The 18,581-nt window shown below is 60.5% G+C and carries 22 protein-coding genes and 3 pseudogenes; 18 read left to right on the top strand and 7 right to left on the bottom strand.

Annotated elements, in window-relative coordinates; genetic code table 11:
* The first annotated feature begins 8 nt into the window (after positions 1 to 8).
* From AB8841_RS04275 to AB8841_RS04265, 3 genes are all read left to right on the top strand, one after another.
* Complete coding sequence (locus tag AB8841_RS04275) at positions 9 to 1,103, top strand: ABC transporter ATP-binding protein (RefSeq protein ID WP_370434606.1); 1,095 nt, start codon at positions 9 to 11, stop codon at positions 1,101 to 1,103.
* Positions 1,104 to 1,115: 12 nt separating this feature from the next.
* Positions 1,116 to 3,074 (top strand): hypothetical protein, encoded by a 1,959-nt coding sequence (locus AB8841_RS04270; protein WP_370434605.1) that lies wholly within the window; start codon positions 1,116 to 1,118, stop codon positions 3,072 to 3,074.
* A gap of 268 nt (positions 3,075 to 3,342) precedes the next feature.
* Complete coding sequence (locus AB8841_RS04265) at positions 3,343 to 4,119, top strand: DUF2243 domain-containing protein (RefSeq protein WP_370434604.1); 777 nt, start codon at positions 3,343 to 3,345, stop codon at positions 4,117 to 4,119.
* On the opposite strand, the gene AB8841_RS04260 is transcribed toward AB8841_RS04265, so the two are convergent.
* The 5 genes and pseudogenes from AB8841_RS04260 to AB8841_RS04240 form a co-directional block, all read right to left on the bottom strand.
* Positions 4,104 to 4,325 carry a cytochrome c oxidase assembly protein gene (locus AB8841_RS04260; RefSeq protein WP_370435532.1) on the bottom strand — a complete coding sequence of 74 codons (222 nt, stop codon included), beginning with the start codon at positions 4,323 to 4,325 and terminating at the stop codon, positions 4,104 to 4,106. The two genes, AB8841_RS04265 and AB8841_RS04260, sit on opposite strands and share 16 nt — an antisense overlap.
* A gap of 226 nt (positions 4,326 to 4,551) precedes the next feature.
* A pseudogene (locus AB8841_RS04255) lies at positions 4,552 to 4,832 on the bottom strand (IS6 family transposase); the annotation flags it as partial.
* 26 nt (positions 4,833 to 4,858) lie between these two features.
* On the bottom strand, positions 4,859 to 7,057 hold the full coding sequence (locus AB8841_RS04250; protein WP_370434603.1) for a xanthine dehydrogenase family protein molybdopterin-binding subunit: 2,199 nt from the start codon (positions 7,055 to 7,057) through the stop codon (positions 4,859 to 4,861).
* A 3-nt stretch (positions 7,058 to 7,060) separates the two neighbouring features.
* Positions 7,061 to 8,053, bottom strand: a complete 993-nt coding sequence (locus AB8841_RS04245) for a xanthine dehydrogenase family protein subunit M (RefSeq protein WP_370434602.1) — start codon at positions 8,051 to 8,053, stop codon at positions 7,061 to 7,063.
* A gap of 2 nt (positions 8,054 to 8,055) precedes the next feature.
* Entirely contained in the window at positions 8,056 to 8,655 is a 600-nt protein-coding gene (locus tag AB8841_RS04240) for a (2Fe-2S)-binding protein (protein WP_370435531.1), read from the bottom strand.
* 567 nt (positions 8,656 to 9,222) lie between these two features.
* Between AB8841_RS04240 and AB8841_RS04235 the strand changes: the two are divergent.
* Both AB8841_RS04235 and AB8841_RS04230 read left to right on the top strand, forming a co-directional pair.
* A pseudogene (locus AB8841_RS04235) lies at positions 9,223 to 9,300 on the top strand (IS6 family transposase); the annotation flags it as partial.
* 170 nt (positions 9,301 to 9,470) lie between these two features.
* A pseudogene (locus AB8841_RS04230) lies at positions 9,471 to 10,019 on the top strand (IS6 family transposase); the annotation flags it as partial.
* A gap of 1,400 nt (positions 10,020 to 11,419) precedes the next feature.
* Here the strand turns inward: AB8841_RS04230 and AB8841_RS04225 are convergent.
* A complete protein-coding gene (locus tag AB8841_RS04225; RefSeq protein WP_370434601.1) occupies positions 11,420 to 11,599 on the bottom strand; it encodes a hypothetical protein in 180 nt (59 codons plus the stop codon).
* Positions 11,600 to 11,614: 15 nt separating this feature from the next.
* A complete protein-coding gene (locus tag AB8841_RS04220; RefSeq protein ID WP_370434600.1) occupies positions 11,615 to 11,902 on the bottom strand; it encodes a hypothetical protein in 288 nt (95 codons plus the stop codon).
* 297 nt (positions 11,903 to 12,199) lie between these two features.
* Between AB8841_RS04220 and AB8841_RS04215 the strand changes: the two genes are divergently transcribed.
* From AB8841_RS04215 to otsA, 13 genes are all read left to right on the top strand, one after another.
* Positions 12,200 to 12,439 carry a hypothetical protein gene (locus tag AB8841_RS04215; RefSeq protein ID WP_370434599.1) on the top strand — a complete coding sequence of 80 codons (240 nt, stop codon included), beginning with the start codon at positions 12,200 to 12,202 and terminating at the stop codon, positions 12,437 to 12,439.
* Between the two features lie 597 nt (positions 12,440 to 13,036).
* The gene (locus tag AB8841_RS04210; protein WP_370434598.1) at positions 13,037 to 13,474 is read left to right on the top strand and encodes a hypothetical protein; all 438 of its coding nucleotides are present in this window, start codon (positions 13,037 to 13,039) and stop codon (positions 13,472 to 13,474) included.
* Positions 13,471 to 13,596, top strand: a complete 126-nt coding sequence (locus tag AB8841_RS04205) for a hypothetical protein (RefSeq protein ID WP_370434597.1) — start codon at positions 13,471 to 13,473, stop codon at positions 13,594 to 13,596. The genes AB8841_RS04210 and AB8841_RS04205 overlap by 4 nt, the downstream gene beginning before the upstream one ends.
* Positions 13,597 to 13,896: 300 nt before the next feature.
* Positions 13,897 to 14,136, top strand: a complete 240-nt coding sequence (locus AB8841_RS04200) for a hypothetical protein (protein ID WP_370434596.1) — start codon at positions 13,897 to 13,899, stop codon at positions 14,134 to 14,136.
* Between the two features lie 159 nt (positions 14,137 to 14,295).
* Positions 14,296 to 14,523 (top strand): hypothetical protein, encoded by a 228-nt coding sequence (locus AB8841_RS04195; protein WP_370434595.1) that lies wholly within the window; start codon positions 14,296 to 14,298, stop codon positions 14,521 to 14,523.
* A gap of 350 nt (positions 14,524 to 14,873) precedes the next feature.
* Positions 14,874 to 15,083, top strand: coding sequence for a cold-shock protein (locus tag AB8841_RS04190; RefSeq protein ID WP_161725313.1), 210 nt, complete (start codon positions 14,874 to 14,876; stop codon positions 15,081 to 15,083).
* Between the two features lie 152 nt (positions 15,084 to 15,235).
* Complete coding sequence (locus AB8841_RS04185) at positions 15,236 to 15,436, top strand: hypothetical protein (protein WP_370434594.1); 201 nt, start codon at positions 15,236 to 15,238, stop codon at positions 15,434 to 15,436.
* 5 nt (positions 15,437 to 15,441) lie between these two features.
* A complete protein-coding gene (locus AB8841_RS04180; protein ID WP_370434593.1) occupies positions 15,442 to 15,735 on the top strand; it encodes a hypothetical protein in 294 nt (97 codons plus the stop codon).
* A gap of 86 nt (positions 15,736 to 15,821) precedes the next feature.
* The gene (locus AB8841_RS04175) at positions 15,822 to 16,127 is read left to right on the top strand and encodes a hypothetical protein (protein WP_370434592.1); all 306 of its coding nucleotides are present in this window, start codon (positions 15,822 to 15,824) and stop codon (positions 16,125 to 16,127) included.
* Positions 16,128 to 16,170: 43 nt separating this feature from the next.
* Positions 16,171 to 16,317 carry a hypothetical protein gene (locus AB8841_RS04170; protein WP_370434591.1) on the top strand — a complete coding sequence of 49 codons (147 nt, stop codon included), beginning with the start codon at positions 16,171 to 16,173 and terminating at the stop codon, positions 16,315 to 16,317.
* A 129-nt stretch (positions 16,318 to 16,446) separates the two neighbouring features.
* Positions 16,447 to 16,731 (top strand): PAS domain-containing protein, encoded by a 285-nt coding sequence (locus AB8841_RS04165; RefSeq protein ID WP_370434590.1) that lies wholly within the window; start codon positions 16,447 to 16,449, stop codon positions 16,729 to 16,731.
* Entirely contained in the window at positions 16,728 to 16,895 is a 168-nt protein-coding gene (locus AB8841_RS04160; RefSeq protein ID WP_370435530.1) for a hypothetical protein, read from the top strand. The genes AB8841_RS04165 and AB8841_RS04160 overlap by 4 nt, the downstream gene beginning before the upstream one ends.
* A 249-nt stretch (positions 16,896 to 17,144) precedes the next feature.
* Positions 17,145 to 18,554 (top strand): alpha,alpha-trehalose-phosphate synthase (UDP-forming), encoded by a 1,410-nt coding sequence (gene otsA / locus AB8841_RS04155; protein WP_370434589.1) that lies wholly within the window; start codon positions 17,145 to 17,147, stop codon positions 18,552 to 18,554.
* The last annotated feature ends 27 nt before the right edge of the window (positions 18,555 to 18,581 follow it).

Genomic DNA, 18,581 nt, shown 5'->3' with positions numbered 1-18,581 from the left:
AGCTCGGAATGGCGCGTGTCAGGATCACAGGGCTGCAGAAACGGTTCGGCAGTTTTCACGCTGTGCGAGGAATCGATCTCGATATAGGCGATGGGGAATTCACGGTCCTGGTCGGCCCGTCTGGCTGTGGAAAGAGCACGCTGTTGCGAATGATCGCCGGACTTGAGGAGGTCAGCGAAGGGGAGATCGAGATTGGCGGCGAGGTGGTCAACGAGATGCGGCCGCGCGATCGGGATGTCGCGATGGTGTTCCAGGACTACGCCCTCTACCCGCATATGACAGTTGAGCAGAACATCGGCTTCGGACTGAAGGCGCGCAAGCTGCCGCCCGCCGAGATCGCCGAACGGGTGCGCAGCACCGCCAAGATGCTCGGGATTGTGCAGTTCCTCGACAGGCTGCCGCGCCATCTCTCGGGCGGGCAGCGCCAGAGAGTCGCGATCGGCAGGGCGATCGTGCGCAATCCGCGCATTTTCCTCTTTGACGAACCGCTTTCCAACCTGGATGCCCAGTTGCGCGACGAGATGCGGGGCGAGATCAAGCGGCTGCATCAGGAAATCTCGACGACTATGATCTACGTCACCCACGATCAGATCGAGGCGATGACACTCGCTGACCGGATCGTGCTGATGCGCGACGGAGTCATCGAGCAACAGGGCGCACCGCTCGAACTGTTCGAGCGGCCTGCCAACCGCTTTGTCGCCGCCTTCCTCGGTTCGCCCCAGATGTCCTTCGTCCCCGGAATACTGGCCGTTGACGGGCAATGCCGCGTGAAGCTGGGAGATGGCAGCGTTGCCCTGACACTACCTGAAGAGCGGCGGCTCAAAGGGATCAGGGACGGCCTGCCGGTTCTACTCGGTCTGAGACCGGAACATGTGACCCGCGCACATGGCGATGGGCGACATGGAAGCGTGCGGCACGAGGCGACGGTCGATCTGATTCAGCCTACGGGTTCGCGGAGCTATGCGACCTTCCGCTTAGCAGGCCAGCCCATCATCGCCGAGCTGCAGGCGCACGACGTGAGCCGTCCCGGCGAGAGGATCATCGTGGACATTAATCTGATGCATGCGTCGTTCTTCGATGCAAGAAGCGAGCAGGCGCTTTAACGGGAGGAAATCATGGTCTCTCGCGCAGTGAAGCTCTATGGCACCGAAATCGTCGGCGAGCCGACACGAACGCTGAAGGCCGGTCCCCTGTCCGCCGAATTTGAAAGCGGCGCGCTTCGCTATGTCCGGATCGGCGGAATCGAGGTCATTCGTGCCATCGCTTTTCTCGTGCGTGATGAGAACTGGGGCACCTTCACGCCTTCGATCAACCAACTGGAGATAGACGAACGACCGGAGCTCTTCTCCGTCGCCTACAGGGCTGAATGCGGCGATAGCCAACGCCGTCTTGTCTACAGGGCGCACATCGAAGGGAAAAAGGACGGATCGCTCACATTCGAAGCTGTCGCCGAGCCGGAGACCAACTTTGTCACCAATCGGACAGGATTCATCGTCCTACACCCGATCGAGGGCGTGGCCGGGAAGCGGGTCCAGGTTCTCCACACTGATGGCGGACAGGAAGACTCGACCTTCCCCGAAACGATCGATCCCATGTGCCCGTTCCACGACATCCGCGCCCTCTCGCATGAGATCACGCCCGGGGTCTGGGTGACCTGCACGATGGAAGGCGATGCGTTCGAAATGGAGGATCAGCGCAACTGGTCCGACGCCTCATACAAGACCTATGTGCGGCCGTTGGCGCGGGAATGGCCCTATACACTGCCCAAAGGGGAGCCGGTGACGCAGTCCGTGCGGATCACGGTCACGGGTCCGCTGCCGGCCGCCCCGCCGGACAATGCTGAGCAGACGGTCACGGTTCATATCGGAGAGGAGATCGGGAAGCTTCCCGCAATCGGCCTTGGGGTGCCGGCGGAAGAGGTCCGGCACGCGCTTGCGGATGCCGCAATGGTGCAGCGTTTGGGGCCGAAATGGCTGGTCTGCCAAATCGATTTGCGGGATGGTCGCGGACTGAGAGAGCTCGGACTCTACAGGCAGCTCGGCGCATTGACCGGCGCCGAGATCGTGCTCGAAATCATCACTTCGGGCGGCCCAGACCCCACAGCCGAACTGGCCGAGCTTGCGGCAATAGTTGCCGAGGCCGATCTCACCCCCTCTGCAGTTGCAGTATTCCCCGCCCAGGACATGAAATCTGTCCTCCCCGGCACTCCCTGGCCGGAGATGCCGAGCTTTGAAGAGATCTACGCGGCCGCACGGCACGCGTTTCCACGAGCCAAGCTCGGCGGAGGGATGGCGACCTACTTTACCGAGTTGAACCGCAAACGCCCTCCTGCGGAGCTTCTCGACTACGTCACCCATTGCACCTGTCCGAACGTTCACGCCGCCGACGACCGCTCGGTTATGGAAACGATGGAAGCGCTGCCGTACCAAATCCTCTCGACACATGCCTTCTTGGGGAAGGATATCGAATATCGGATTGGCCCCAGCCAGCTCGGCTGCCGCGAAAACCCTTACGGCAAGAGCACGGCATCAAACCCGAATAACGCCCGCGTCTGTCTGAGCCGGCTTGACCCGCGCCAGCGCGGCCTGTTCAACGCCGCCTGGACACTGAGCTATATCGCCACATTTGCTCGTGGCGGCATCCCGGCAATCGCGCTCGGCGCCCCTACCGGTCCTTTCGGGCATATCTTTCGCAAGACGGATTTCCCGCAGCCCTATTTCGACGCCTTGGAGGTGCCGGCCGTCTATCCGGCCTACCATGTCGTGGCAGGGCTCGCGCCATTGGCTGGCGGCACACTCCTTTCGACAACGGTTTCGCCGAAGGGAAAGATCGATGCCATTGCCGTGAAGAACGGCGAGGCGACCATATTGTGGCTCGCAAACCGCGATGCTGCTGCTGCATCAGTCGTGGTTCCGCTCGACCTTGGCAGGAAGGCTCGACTTGCAACGCTCGATGCAGCCTCGTTCGAGCAGCTGACGACAAATTGCGACTACATCGATGTCGCTATGCGAGATTTTGAAGGATCCCTTGTAACGCTCGATGCCTACGCCGTTGTCAAAGTTGAGATCACATAGAGTGGATGCGTGAGATTTCGTGAATAACGCATTTACAGCGGGCTACGCATGCTCTTGCGCCTCAGGAGTGCCATCAGGAGACATTCCAGATTAGCTGTGCAACCTTGCGGAAGGTTGCCCATGAGACTTCATTGCATAACGGCTGTGGTCGCCCGATCTGAAACTTCGGGCCTGGCGCTTAGTTTAGACCTCATCAGGCTGCCCCTAGGGACAAGGGCATTCCGGCGGCACCTGCCCAGGAGAGCGGCTCTTCAGCCAAGAGGAAACGATGGCACGCGTTGAGGCAAGTGGCCGCTATCGATGGTCAGGTTACCTTCTGGGCTTTGCGCTCGGCGGCTTCTTCGACGGCATCCTGCTCCACCAGATCCTCCAGTGGCACCACCTCCTGAGCGCTATCAATGGCCAGGATATTCGATTCCAAGTGGCCGCGGACGGCTACTTTCATGCCTTGATGTACGTCATCGCCCTCGGTGGCTTGTGGATGCTATGGACCTCGAGGACCGAGCCGGACCGCCCCTTGGGCCGTCTGCTGCTGGCGAACATCCTGATCGGGTTCGGTAGCTGGCATACCGTTGACGGTATCGTCTCGCACTGGGTACTCGGAATCCACCGCATCCGCATGGACAGCGGCAATCCGCTCTTGTGGGATCTTCTCTGGTTCGGAGTCTTTGGCATCCTGCCATTGGCTGTCGGCTGGCTGATGCGGCGGAGCGGCGACGATGATGGGATGCGGATCACCCGCTCTCCGTATGTAGGCTGGTCGCTTGTGGCGCTATTCGTCATCGGTGCGGGAGTTCAGGCCCTCCGGCTGCCGCAGGGCAGCGAGTTCACGACGGTGTTGTTTGCGCCTGGGACAGCGCCGGAGCGGATCATTCGTGCGGTTGGGTCCGTAAATGGACGGCTGGTCTGGGCTGATGCTTCCGGAGAGCTTGTGGTGATCCGCATCGCGGACGAGCAGTCCCGGCTGAAGCTATTCCGGCAGGGCGCAATCCTCGTGAGCGGATCCGGTTTGCCCGCCGGTTGCTTCGACTATCTTCGTATATGAAGCCGTGAGGACCGCATCACAGGCCGCACAGCTTTGCAGAGCTTATGAGTCGAGGGGCGCACCTTCTCCAAGTCGTCGGAGCCGGGCACCCACATGATCAATCCGCCCAACTGCTGGTCCTCCAAGAGCGCGAGACCCCACAGCCACGTGGTTCCCGCATGAACCGCGAAGAGCGGCCGTGGCGCCACCATCAAGAAGCCGCCCAGGAGGTGATGTCACTGTAGCCTGAGGCGTCCGCAACGAACCCTGCTTTGCTGATTTCAGGCGAGCACGCCCGCCGCGGCTTTCCAAGCCGCCATAGCCTGACGGCGGTGAAGGTGGGTGCCCAGAGCATCGGACGCGGGAAGTGGATTCCACTTTTGGGCTCAATGCAATGCCCTCACTATAGAACAGCGCATCGTTCCTGCGAAAAGCCGATACCCACTTTTTCGCATGATGCGCGAGGGCAGAGCGGCGGGAATGAGACGGAACGAACCGGCTTCCGACGGCTGAAAAGACCGAGGTGAACCGCTGCAGGTCTCCTGCGGATCGAACCCCCTGCATCATTCGCTCCCGCTTCCGTGGCGGGAGTTGCGAATTCTCAGCCCTGTTGTTCAGACCCTTGTGGGACAGGTCTCCACTTTCGGCTTGGCATGCCTCCTGGCGGCGTACGAGGGCAGCGTGTCGGTGATGATGCGCTTGGGCGCCATGCGCTGCTTTCTCGTCAGATGGACACCGGCTTTCTCCCACGCAGCGCTTGTCACAGCAGATGTTCGATGCGGATCGGCAGGTCACGGAGGCGTCGCCCTGTGGCGTGGAACACCGCATTGGCGATCGCTGCCGCGACTCCAACCATGGAAACCTCACCGAGGCCCTTGGTGCCGGCGCTGTTGAATGTGGTGTCAGGCTCGTCGATAAACTCCACCTCGATCGAGCCAATATCAGCGTTCACCGGCACCAAATACTCTGCGAGGTCGGCATTGAGGAAGCCACCATACCGCGGATCGACCTCGCTCGTCTCACGCAGGGCGGCACCTATTCCCCACACAACACCTCCACGAACTTGACTGGTAGCTGTGCGTGGGCTCATGACCCGACCGCAATCGACTACGCTCACCACGCGCGACACCCTGATGCGTCGTGTGTTAGGCTCAATCCGCACCTCCACGAAATGAGCGATATAGCTGAAGGTGACGTAGCTCCCGAAGACCGGGCCTCCTATGGAGGGCAGCCCCGCGCGGAGCCGTCCGAAGATGGCATCCGGCTGGCCAGGGGCTTTTCTCTGGACCTCCACCTCTAGAGAATTGCGGCCTGCCGCTTTCAGGATTTCCGCGGGCGTGCGACCGGCTAGGGGACCATGCGTCACCTCTACAAGAGCTGCCAGCATTGCATCGCCTGCGTCCTCGGCGACTGGGATAGCGGAGGCTGTGCCCCAGGAGCCGGCCGTAAGGTGCTGCGGAGCCGCACGGGTGTCCCCAATCACGGCCCTCACACTTGTGGCAGGTACACTGAGCTTACGGCTTATGGTGTTAGCCAGCGCGGTACGGATACCCTGTCCCATTTCATGGCCGCCCACGCTGATGACGACCTCGCCTTCGTCGGTTACCTTCAGATGTGCGATAGCTGGCGCGATGAGGCCAGGATAAGCTCCAATCGCCACTCCCCAGCCGACTTCAGTACCGTCCGAAGAAAGCATGGAACGGGGCGCCATGGAGCGGTTCGTCCACCCGAAGCGCTCTGCGCCTCGGCGCAGACACTCGGCGACGTGGCGTGATGAGAAGGGCAGCCCGGTGGCCGTGTCAAGAGTCGTGTCATTGGCCAGTCTCAACTCCACCGGATCCCGGCCCAATGCATAGGCCAGCTCATCCACGCAGGATTCCATGGCGAAGCAGGCTGGATGCTCAAAGGGCGCGCGCATGTAGCCAGGCGTCTGGACGTCGGTGCGGATAAGCCTTTCCACGCCGGTAAAGTTCGAGAACCCATGAAGGCGCGCGCTGGTTGCGGTGTATTCCCCGGGGAATAGATCATGGCGCGACGTCTGAGCGTCAACCTCGTGAATAGCTGCGATCATCTTACCGGACTTGTCGGCCCCGAGTCGGATATGGTGCCGACTCGCCGGGCGAAAGCTCGCGTCGTGGAAGGCGCCAGCGCGTGGAACGACAAGTTTCACCGGCCGTCCCGTTTGCCGAGACGCAACAGCCACGAGGATGGTCTGCATCTGCAAGGAGTTCTTCTGGCCAAACCCTCCTCCGGCAAAGGGGGAAATCACCGCAACATTCTCCGGACTGATCCCTAGTCCCAACGCAACACCGTGGCGTATGGCTTCGGCGTTCTGGGTTCCTTCGTGGATGGTGAGCTTGTCGCCGCTCCATTCGGCGACCGTGGCGATCAGCTCAATCGGGTTCTGGTGCTGCGGTGGGCAGTTATAGGTAGCCTCGATCCTGATCGACGCTTCAGCGTAAGCTTTCTTAGCGTCGCCCGCGATGATCTCGGGGATGAAATTCCTCAGCGGCGTATCCGCCTGGTGGACGATCTCCGTGCCCTTTGCGTCGAGCGTGACACTAAAGGGCTCCTCGATGTACTCGGCTGTGACGAGGTGCGCCGCCTCCACCGCCGCTTCGAGCGTATCGGCTGCGACGAGCGCGATCGGCTGGCCGCGGTAGGCTATGGCCGGCGACAACATGGGTTGGAAGCTCTGGAAGCCGTAGCCGCCGCCCATGATGAAGCCGCTCGACGTTACGGCGCCCATGGTCTCGTGAGTGAGCACCAGCCGGACGCCTGGTACGCCGCTCGCCGCCTTTGAATCCAGAGCGACAATGTGGCCCTTGGGAATGGTTGAGACGGCCAAGGCAGCGTGCAGTAGTCCGGGACGAACGTCGTCGGACCCAAAGAGCGGTCTGCCGCGGACCTTGTCACAGGCATCAACGCGCGGAGTGTCAGGGAAGGACAGGTTGTTCACGGCTCATGCTCTTTGCTTGGCGATCATCAGGGCGTCAGCAACAGTGCGCACCCCGAGCTCAATGCGGAACGCGTTCTCGTGCCCAGGTTTTGCACCCTGCAGGGCGGCCTCGCCAGCTTCGCGGGCGGTCTGCGGTGTGAGCACCTTTCCGTGAAGTGCCAGCTCGGCGGCACGAGCACGCCAGGGCCGTGTAGCGAGCCCCCCTGTTGCAATGCGTGCAGCACGCACCGTGTCACCCTCCATTTCCAGTGCGACAGCTGCCGATGCGAGCGCAAAGGCGTAAGATTCCCGGTCGCGGATTTTGTGATAGGTGGAGGCGCGGCCAGCCGCGGTCTTGGGTACCCGAATACGCAAGATCAGCTCGCCGGGCCCGAGAGTGGTCTCAATGTCGGGCGAGTTTCCCGGCTCGCGGTGGAGCTCTTCTACCGGGATTGTGCGTTGGCCGTCCGGCCCGAGTACATCGATCTTGGCGTCAAAGGCAACGAGAGCGATCCCCAAATCCCCCGGATAAACAGCAATGCAGGCGTCGCTGCCCCCGAGCAGCGCATGGCCGCGGTCAATTCCTTGTTGAGCCGCGCAACCGCTACCAGGCTTGCGTTTGTTGCAGGGGAACGGCTCGCCGCCGCGAAAGTAGGCACAGCGCGTGCGCTGCAGGAGGTTGCCGCCGAGTGTCGCCATATTGCGGAGCTGCTGAGAAGCTGCTCGCCAGAGCGACTCGGAGATCGCTGGATACTCAGCCACGATCTGCGGATGGGCAGCCACCTCGCTCATTCGCGCGAGAGCGCCGAGGACCAACTCAGCTCCATCGGCATCGATGCCGTTCAGGTCCTCAAGGTGCGTCACATCGACGAGGTGTGTAGGCCTCTCAATATTGAGTTTCATAAGATCGTAGATTGTGGTTCCACCGGCTAGAAATTGCGCGCCAGGTCCGCCGGCTATCACGCTACTCACCGCCTCGGCCGCTGCCGTTGTTCTGATATAGATGAAGGGGTGCATGGCTATGTCCTCTTCATCTTCGGCGCAGCATCCTCGATAGCCGCGACGATACCCACATATGCGCCGCAACGGCAGATATTGCCGCTCATGTATTCGCGGATCTGTTCCGGCGTCTGAGCGTTCCCTTCGAGCACACAGGCAACCGCAGCCATGATCTGGCCTGGTGTACAGTAACCGCATTGTAATGCATCATGATCGATGAAGGCTTGCTGCATTGGGTGGAGACCGCCGTCACTTGAGGCCAGCCCCTCAATTGTCGTGACCTCCCGACCGTCAGCTTGGACAGCAGGCGTCAGGCACGATACGATGCGGCGCCCGTCGAGGTGAACGGTGCAGGCCCCACATTGTCCATGATCACACCCCTTCTTCGCGCCGGTATATGCAAGATGCTCACGAAGGAAATCTAGCAGCGAGGTGCGTGGGTCGATGGGGAGGGAGTGGGATCGTCCATTCACGCGCACATGTATCGCAAGAGCGTGGCTCCCCTCCCCTGCCGCAGAAGCTTGGGCGACTACAGCGTCAGCCGAGGCTTCTCCAGGCTCAGGGGCTACGGTGCCGCCAACTCCGGTTGCGAAGCTGGCAAGGACGGCGCGTCGGTCCATCTCATTTGAACGACTGTCCGAGTCTTGCATCGGCTATCCTCCAAAACTCTGATTTAGAGCTACTCGACCGACGAGATGGGTCCTTTGCAATCGCAGTTTCGGCTGGCCGACCTGCGGGTAGGAAGCGCTGATCCACGGGATCACTCTCATGTCTGGGCTTTCAGCATCGTTTGTCTTGAAGGTCCCGACTTTCCTGCTTGCCGCTTTGCCCGACATCGGAAAGAACGCAGGTAAGCGGGAGCTCAGCGTCAGATTTACCGTTCCTGTCTATCTCCTTACATTTGAGGTTCCTTCGGAACGGCAACATACGCCACAGGGCGTGGATCACCGCCGTCGAACCAATTACACTATTCGGTTACGCAATCACGCGGTGCAGGAGCGACGTCAAAAAAGGGGCCGGTCGAAAGGGCTCGTCGGGAGCCCTCGTCCAACGCAAGACGTTCGCAGGACTTTGCCTTTTGTGAATAGGATACCCCTTCCTTGTCCGGCAGGGAAGCGAGGATCTGTTGCAACAATTTGTTTCAGCGTTTCGGGAAATCCTCCCCGGGCTCATGGATGGAGGGTAGCGTGTTCAAGGGCAGGCATTTTGATCGCTGCGTCATCCTGCTCTGTGCCCGGTGGTATCTGGCCTACAATCTGAGCCTGCGTGAAGTGCGTGCGCTAGAGCATCGGACTCGGGAAGTAGATTCCACTTTTGGGATCGATCCGATGCTCCCTTATTGGAAAGAGCGCATCGTTCTCGCGAAAACCGGCTCCCACTTTTCGCTCGCGCGGCCCGCTGGGTCCGCACGATGCGCTAAGATTGCAAGTACGGGGTCAGCTATCGCGATCTGATTGAAATAATGCCCGAGCGCAGTGTCAGCGTCGATCCGAGCACGATCTTTCGTTGGGTCCAACACTATGCCCCAGAGATTGAGAAGCGAGCGCGACCCTACCAGGGACAGCGTTCAGGCTCATGGCGGGTGGATGAGACCTATGTGCGAGCAGGCGGACGCTGGCTGTACTTGTTTCGAGCGGTTGATAAACAGGGCCGACTGATCGACTCCATTCTGTCTGGCCAGCGTGATACTGGAGCCGCTTATCGCTTCTTACGTAAAACTCTGACAGCGGCGGGCAACTATGCTCCCTCCTCCATCACAATCGACAAATTGGCTTCGCATCTAAAGGCAATTCAGCGGTTGCAGAGCGAGGAATTGCTGCCGCAGGATGTCGAACACCGCACCTCGAAATGCTTGAACAACATCATTGATTCGGATCACGGCGCTCTCAAGCGTGTGATCCGCCGCGGTCATTGCATCCAGCGGAGACGTCAGGCGACAGGCGAAGTCCGTCTCGTCACTCGGTCCTTCGGCCTTGCAGCCTGAATGACCCGTTCGAAGAGTCCGCCATGCCCCTGTCAAGTTACTGCAACGGTGCCCCTCACCGCAGGGTGGGAGCCATCCACAGCATCAGCCCCGGACCCCCGTTCGTGAGCCGCGAGCGCTCAGGCTCAATCCAAGTCGTTCACACTCTTGACCTTTCGAACTGCCGCGGCTCGCAATCGGCCGGGCTGAGCGGAACGCCTAGGGCTGCTTGTCCCAACCGATATGATGTCATCGTCTTAACCGCGCTTTGAAAGCTGAACCGGTCCAGGAGCATCCGGCAGAATAGGATGAGGCTTCGGCTTAGCACGTGGCAGGGTGCCGGTCGGGTAGACCCTACCGCCTGTCTCGACCGCCGAAGAAAAGGCGCTCAAGCTCGGCCTGCCCTTTCTCTCGGGCTTTGCTCTCGGATGGATGCGGCCGGTCAGATCGTTGGATCAGCCTGCCACGCTCGCGGATGCTCCACTGAAAGTGCCCCGTTGGCTTCTCGCAGGGAAAGACCTCTAGTGAATAAGGATACATGGGTTCGGTGCTCATGGAGCGCTTATGGCATGTGTAGACTCCCCTGACCAGTCCAGTAGGTTCACCTGATCGCTGGAACCTATCTCGACACTTCCTCTTAACTCCTCAGGCTCGGCTCTCTCGTCTCCCGCGATCCTATTCAAAGCCTAAGGACTTGAGGTTTTGCTTCAGCCGGATCCAGAGCAGGCATTCTTGAACTATCCTATCGAGCCGGATCCTTTCACCGACCGCACAGGTTCGCCCTGGTTCGTGCATTGCGGCCCGCACGAACCCAGCAGGGAAAGGATGCGTCATGCAAGCCCACCAGTTCGCAGTCGGAGAAGTCGTTCTTTGCACCAAGAGGCGGCACTCTCAGTTCATGTGGAGGGCTCCTTACTCCTTATACGATCATCACCTGCATCAATACAGAGGCCGCCGAGCCGCGATACCGGATCGCCTCCGTCCATAGGCACGAGATCCGTATTGCAGGTGAGTACGAGCTCTGCCGGGTACCACAGCCCCTTCCGGACTTGGAGCAATCACCTGAACAGTCCCTTGAGGCTCTGTCCGGCCAGCGACCCGCCAACCTCAATCTTGAACCTGCCATGGAGCGCCCTCTCGCATTGTGGCTTCAGCATGCCGGGGCCAGAGAGAGCATCTAGCGCATCGTGCGAACCCAGCGGGCCGCGCTCGCGAAAAGTGGACCTGGTTTTCCGATCCGAACGACGCTCCAGGGCCACATACCAGCGGCAGGAAGAAAGGTAGGGCTGCTCAGCTCCCTCACAGGGGGCAAAGTGGCAGATGGCGAAGTTCGGGCCGGCGGCCATCAGGAATGCCCGTCCGTGAGAACGACACCCTGGCCCAGCATCCTATGTGGAGCGAGCCTGAACCTTGAGTCTCACTCACCGGTGGGGTTCACCGGTGGGGTTTCGCTCCAAAGAGGGAATATCACGATCGCCATAGCCGCGCCGCCCGTTGAGCTTCACCTTCGGGGGCGGGGCGGGGCGAGCTTCAAGCATCTTCACGGCTTTCCAGACGGAGTTCACGACCCGCTGGGCGAGGCTGGCATGGCTTCTGCTCATAAGTGGCTCGCTTTCTTAGCTGTCGTCGCCCCCGGTCATAGTGTTGTCCCGGCTCGTTGGGGCCTTGGCGGCGAGAGTGTCCGAGAACGCCACGGTCAGCACCCGTTGCACGGCTCTGCCCATGACCTCGACACACCAGCCTCGCCGGTCCGCGCCAGTCTTGGCGCCTTCCGCGATCAAGCCGCGAGCTTGGGCGACAGCGGCATCTCTCGCCGCCTGACGGTCAGGACCCTTCTCCCCTTCAGGATCCTCGCCGATACTGAGGCTCCCGATTGCCGGTAGGAAGCAGGGAAACAATCTCATAACCGCTGATCCAGGCCTTGTTAGGCGAATAGCCTTCGGCGTAGCTGACATGTTGTCCGACAGCGTAGCGATGCGTTCTCATGACAGGACCCTTTCCTGCCTACCATAAATCCTATGAACTACAGCATACTCCTTCATGTAAATCTTAGATACGCAAAACAGATATATTCTAATTTATTTATACCAGCGACTGTAAATATACTCCTCCTCCCCATATAAGATTAAGATGGACTGTCGGCCTTGCGGCCTTTGCGATCGGCCAAGGTTGATATCTGAGAGCGATTGCGGAGGTTCCCCATGCGTCTGAACAGCCGCTTCATGTCTGATCTTCGGCACTACCAAGCCCGCGACGGTCCCGGGCTGACGCTTCACGCGTTGCCGATGATGTGGTCCAGGTGGGATCGATTCACGATGGTCGAGATGACGGGGATCCGGACTCTGTCGGAGCTCATCGAAAAGGTCGAGGAGAGCTACGGCCTCACCCACGAGCAGGCAACCAGAGACATTGAGTTCTGGGCCCTGGACAAGCAGCTTTGAGCTGGTCGCTGCACGAGCGAGTCCAGCCCCGACAAAGGAGGCTCCGATGTTTGTCCATCAAAGCGGCGGAGGCCAGAGGATCATCACCCGCAAGACCGGGTATCGGGATGACGGGAAGCGCTAGCGGAGTCGCTTAACCACCCGGGACCTGTCCGGGATCAAGAAGGAGGCGCAACTGATCTCTCTTGTGAAGGTCCGTTACAGCCTGCCCGACGAGACTGCTAAGGCTGACTTTGAAGGCTGGATGGCAGGCAAGCAGTTCTACCCCCCTTGCTGGATCAGGCCTGGATGGCTGTGCCTCCCGGTCCGGACGGACAATCAGTGGAGGTCAATCGATGGCAATGGAATTCTACGTCGTTCGGCATCATGGCGCCTGGCGCATCCGGGTAAACGGCAAACACCATGGGGAGTATGGATCCCGTGTTTCGGCCATCAACGCCGCCGCGACGGAGGCTCAGTCTGCCGGGCCGGGGGCCAAGGTCTTCAGTACAGGCATTGCCGGCCAATTCAGCGACGGGTGGCCATCGAAGGGCGGCGCCAACCCGCCCTCCTCATGACCATCACAACCATCACAGCACAATCTTACGGGAGACGGGAATGAGTGAGCGGATCGGACGCCTTTGCGACGAGCTGCGGATCAAGCTGCATGGGATGGACCGTCGGCTTGAGGCGCTAAAATCGAATGGCGCGGCGATCTTCGACCAGTCTCAGGAGGCCCTTGAAAGCCAACTCGACCGCGTCGAGCAGCGTATCTACGACAACCGCGTGACTGTTGAAGCAGCCAATGTCAGGGTCAAGACGTGGCTTGCGGAGAGAAAGGCTGGCTCCATTGCAGGCAGGGATCTTTGGACAGAGCGCCACAAGACTCATCTGCTGGAAGCCCGCGCCGATGATGCGGAAGCATACGCCATTGCGGTCTTTGAGCTTGCAGCCGCAGCAGCCGATGAGGCAGCACTGGCGGTCTTACAGGCAATCCTCGCGCGAACCGATGCTGACGCGGCGATACTGCCCGAGATAGAATCACATGGTCCATGAGTACCCGATTCCAGGAATGCTCCGACTATCCGGTCGGCATTCCAAGTCTCTACGCTGACAGAAAGGTCGAGGTGGAAGATCGAGGCATCTCCAAAGGGCATGTGGCCTATCGGTTCCTCTAGCAAGGCGGTGCGCAAGCAATGTTTATCATCGAGTTTTTTCGGGTCCGGGACACCGACCAAGCCCACGCCACACTCGGCCAAGTTGAACATGGCACCACCCATCTGGAGCACGCAAAAGTAAGAGCCCGGTCGCTCTCTGAGACCTTGGCCATGCCGCAAGAACGGGATGCCCTGCGGGTCGTCGATGAGCGCGGTGAGGAGGTGTTTGTCTGGAGCCCGAAGGGTCACAGGACCTGAGGATGCGACAGCCGTCCTCCGAGTATGTTGTTCACTTCATCCGAGCCCGATGGGAGGATAGCGATGGCGCATGTCCATTACATGATCGTGGAGCACGAGGGCGGATGGGCCTATAAAGTCGGCGACGTGTTCTCGGAACGCTACGCCACCCATGGCGAAGCACGCGAGGCTGCGGAGCGGGCCGCCTCTGAACAGAGGCTGCCGGGCGCGACTGAGGATATCGAGTTCCAGGACGAAGCTGGCGTTTGGCACGAAGAAGTCTCGCCGGGACGGGACCGACCGGAGACAGACGTCACCGGATGAGGGACGTCCCTTCGCAACGTGGCAGCTTGCTCGCCAGGGATGTTCTTCCTTGCAGAGACGCCGGGAAAGCCCCTCGAAAAGCCTGATAGGACAGCTACATGGTGCCAGGGACAAAGAACAACCATCCGGGAGTTCTCTCCGCCAAGCAGGGAGCCGAAGATGACGAAGGCGCGAAAGCTGTACAGCAGTCCAACTGGCGACCGCTGGTTCTTGATCCGCAATGCGTCGGGAGAGGTTTTTGTCCGGCATGAAGCCAACTCAGCCTCTGGCGGCAATGTCGATCACATCGAGATCGGAGCCTTCCTGAGTTCCGGACACGGACCTGAGCACCAAGAGTTGCTCCGCCTGATCGGATCCCTGTTGGAGGATGAGACGGCGCACCTCTAACGTGGCCCCGGTTGCCGCCCGAATGCTAGCGGCGGCAGGCGGGGTGTATCGCACGAGGTTGACAGACACCGAGACCGCCCCGTTAAACACGGCCTTGTCCTGAGATAAGCTCGAACGCTCGCAAGTTTTTCCTCAATTAAAAGCAAAGACGAACAGCACTTGTTATTTCCCGGTAGAAGACCTATATAGTTTTTATCGGATTTTGGCCGGACAATCGGGTCGTTTCGCTTTTGACATTGTCGGGCGTACGTTCGGGCTTTCTTACCATTACATCGACGGACCGGGTTGAGGTCGCGCTTTTGCGTGCCTTCCCTCACGTGCATCTACCGCAATTGCGAAAGGCTACCCCCATGATCATGGGCACAGTGAAATTCTACAACGACATGAAGGGCTTTGGCTTCATCCAGCCGAACGATGGCAGCAAGGACGTCTTTGTCCATGCCACGGCGCTCGAGCGCGCCGGCATGCGCAACCTCGTCGAAGGCCAGAAGGTCTCGTTCGACACGGCGGAAGACCGCCGCTCCGGCAAGATCGCCGTCAACAACATCGAAACGGCGTAATCGGTGATGACCGGCTCAGGACATAGGCCTGTGCCGCTCGGTCTTGAAGCCGCTCCCCTGTGGGGCGGCTTTTTTGTTTTTACCCGCAATCATCCGGCAGCGGTTTATCCGCCTTGCCTTGCCCGATAGCCCTTGGACTTCAGGAGAAATGAATGTCTCACAAATATAAAGTTCGCCAGCTAGTTCGCATCACTCACCCGAACTTCTCGGATAAGCGTGCAACTGCAAGCGGGATCTATGAGGTAACGCGCCTTATGCCGGCCGATCAGACCGGCGAGGTCTCATATCGCATCAAATCGTCCGGCTTCGGCGAGCGGGCGGTGCGCGAGAGCGAGATCACGGCACAGGTGTGAATCGATTGACCGGCGCAGACGCCTTCTTTCGCGGATCGCAAATCTACGATCCTGTTGCACTGCTTCGTCAGGGCGATGAGACCCTCTACGTCGCTCGCGTCGGCAGGAAGGCGTCACGACAGTTCATGATCCTCACGCCAACGGGCGAGCTTGCGTGGCCGCATGAGCCGCTCGGCAGCCTCTCCGACGTGGCCTGGGCCCTTCGAGCCCACGGGTGGCACCTCGTGGCGCCCGAGCCAATCGGCGAGAGTACTCAGCAGGCCAAGACGCTGGCGCGACTGCTTACGGACCGAACCTGACAACGGTCGCTACGGAGGCCGACGGATGGATGAGATCACATCACTGGCAACAGGTTCGCTTCTAAACCCACAGGAGGAGGCTCACCATGGTTGATCAACCAACCAATCTTGATGCGCATCGCGGCATGGCAGCCCAGAAAGCCACTGACCTTCGACGCCTACGGTCCGAAGTTGAGGCCGATCAAGCAGCACTCCACGCACGACAAGCGGAATTGGAAGATCTGCTTGCTGCCGCACCCGCCACCGATTGGCCGGAAGCTGTCGAGAAGGCGCGCTATCTGCTGGGTCTGCTCGCGCAGAGTTTGGACGCAGCCGATCTGCGTCGCCGCACGCTGATCGATCGGGTGCTGACCGATTTCGATCATCTGCTCAACAAGCCGTCCCATAACTGACACGAGATCTTTCCCAAGACCTGACTGACAATGGAGATAACCGATGGCCAGAGGCGAAAAGCGCGGTAACCGCGAAGCAAAGAAGCCGAAACAGAACAAGCCTAAAACCGAAATCCCGACTTCTTCCTTCGTGAGCCAAGGCAAGGGCAGCACCCCACCAAAACCGGCCGGTGGCAAGCGGGCATCCTAGCGCATCGTGCGAAAAAGTGGACCCGGTTTTTCGCAAGAACGATGCGCACTGCTAGGAGTGAGCATCGGATTCGATCCCAAAGTGCAAATGCACTTCCCGCGTCCGATGCTCGAGCTGGAGCGAAATCATGTGAGGCCTGACCCAACACCCGCTGGCATCCGTCAGGGACGAGCCGAAGAGCGGGTGAGTGCCTTCCGGCGCGGCGGCCGCCCGTTCGTCGCCGCGGTCGAGGCCACCCGCATGCCCATGGCGGTGACCGACCCCACGGTGAGTGGCAATCCCATCGTTTACGTGAACCGATCCTTCATCGACCTCTTCGGCTACTCCCGCGAGGGGCCCTGGGCCAGAACTACTTCTTTCCGACCGGCCCCGACACTGATCCTGAGGTGGAGCGGCACATCCGGGCCGCCATGATTGCGGACGAGCCTCTCAACCTTGGGGTCCAACTTCGGGCTACAAGCGGCCGGGAAGTCTGGGCGGCACAGTTCGTCAGCCCTGTTCACGACGGCCAGAGTCGCGTGATCCAGCACTTCGCGTCATTTTGGGACATCACCCGCCGCGTCAGGGCCGAGTGTTAAACGGCCGTGCGGATCTGCCAAGCTCGTGGAAGTGTCATTGTGCTCAGCCGAATGGATCTGGAACCGGCGGTGTGCGAATGCTACCGCACGATCCGGCGAGACGACGGACACCTCCTTGCCCCATACGGACCCTGATGCTCTGCAGCCGCGGAACATGATCTGGTCGCGGAGACTGTCATCGCGCAGGATTGCCCTATTTGGGATCGAGTACCTTCACGGTACCTGTCACGGAACAGTTCGGAGAGCTTTGTGTCCCGCCTCGTCGTCGTGTCCAATCGGGTCTCGATCCCCGATCCAACCGGTAAGGGCTCCGCTGGCGGTTTGGCGGTTGCTCTGCGCGAAGCCTTTCAGGGCCAGGACGGGTTATGGTTCGGCTGGAGCGGAAAAGTTTCGGCCCACCCATCCGCCGAGCCGAAGATGATCGACAAGGGCCATGTGCGCTATGCCCTGATGGATCTGACCGCCACGGACCGCCAGGAATATTATAGCGGGTTTGCCAATCGGGCACTCTGGCCCGTCATGCATTACCGGATTGGCCTGTCGGACTTCTCCCGCGCCGACTATGCCGGATACCTGCGGGTCAATCGAACTTTCGCGGGAGCGCTGGCGCGGCTGATCCGGCCGGAGGATCTCATCTGGGTGCACGATTACCATCTGATCCCGCTGGCGTCTGAACTGCGGGCGCTGGGCGTGGCCAACCGGATCGGCTATTTCCATCACATCCCCTGGCCCGCTCCGGAGGTCATCGGCACCTTGCCCGGAAGCCCGGACTTGCTGCGTGCGATCACGGCCTACGATCTCGTCGGCGTGCAGACCGAGCGGGACGCGGACAACCTCCGGCGTGGCATCCTCCAGGAGACCGATGCCACCCAGCGCACAGCTGATGTGATCGTCCTCGATGGCCGCCAGACACGGGTGAAGGGGTTTCCCATTGCCATCGACATGAGCGGCTTCGAGCAGGCTGCCCGCCGCCCCGCCACCCATCGCCTGATCAAGCAGACCGTCGCCAACCTCGGCTCGCGCAGCCTCATCATCGGGGTCGATCGCCTCGACTACTCGAAGGGCATCCCCGAGCGGATGGAAGCCTTTGAGCGTTTTCTCATCAGCAACCCCGATCAGCGCGGTCGCGTGACCTATCTCCAGATCGCGCCCACGAGCCGCAGCGAGGTCCCTGAATACGCCTCGCTCAGCCGGACCGTCAGCGAGACCCTCGGGCGGATCAACGGTGCACATGGCGAACCTGGCTGGGTGCCGATCCACTACGTGACGAGCGCATACCCACGCAGTGTCTTGGCAGGGCTCTACCGGATCGCACGGGTGGGCCTCGTCACGCCGATGCGCGACGGCATGAATCTTGTGGCCAAGGAATATGTGGCCGCGCAGGATCCGGAGGATCCCGGCGTGTTGGTGCTGTCCAAGTTCGCCGGGGCTGCGGAGCAGCTCGGCAGTGCTCTGATCGTCAACCCCAACGACAAGTTTGAGGTCGCTGAGGCCATCAACACGGCCCTCCACATGGACCAGGCGGAGCGGATCGATCGCTGGCGGCGGATGATGGATGTGCTCCGGCGCTATGACATCTCCTGGTGGACCGATGCCTTTCTGAAGGAACTCGCGGGCCAAAGGAGAACCAGCAAGGCGCGGAGCCTGGCGCAAGTCTAGGACCAATGTCCAAGATCATCGACGTGC

Origin of the sequence: Microvirga sp. TS319 (genome assembly GCF_041276405.1) — a bacterium.
Lineage (GTDB): Bacteria > Pseudomonadota > Alphaproteobacteria > Rhizobiales > Beijerinckiaceae > Microvirga.
The sequence above is the reverse complement of the archived record's forward strand: the minus strand, read 5'-3'. Positions and strand labels throughout refer to the sequence as shown.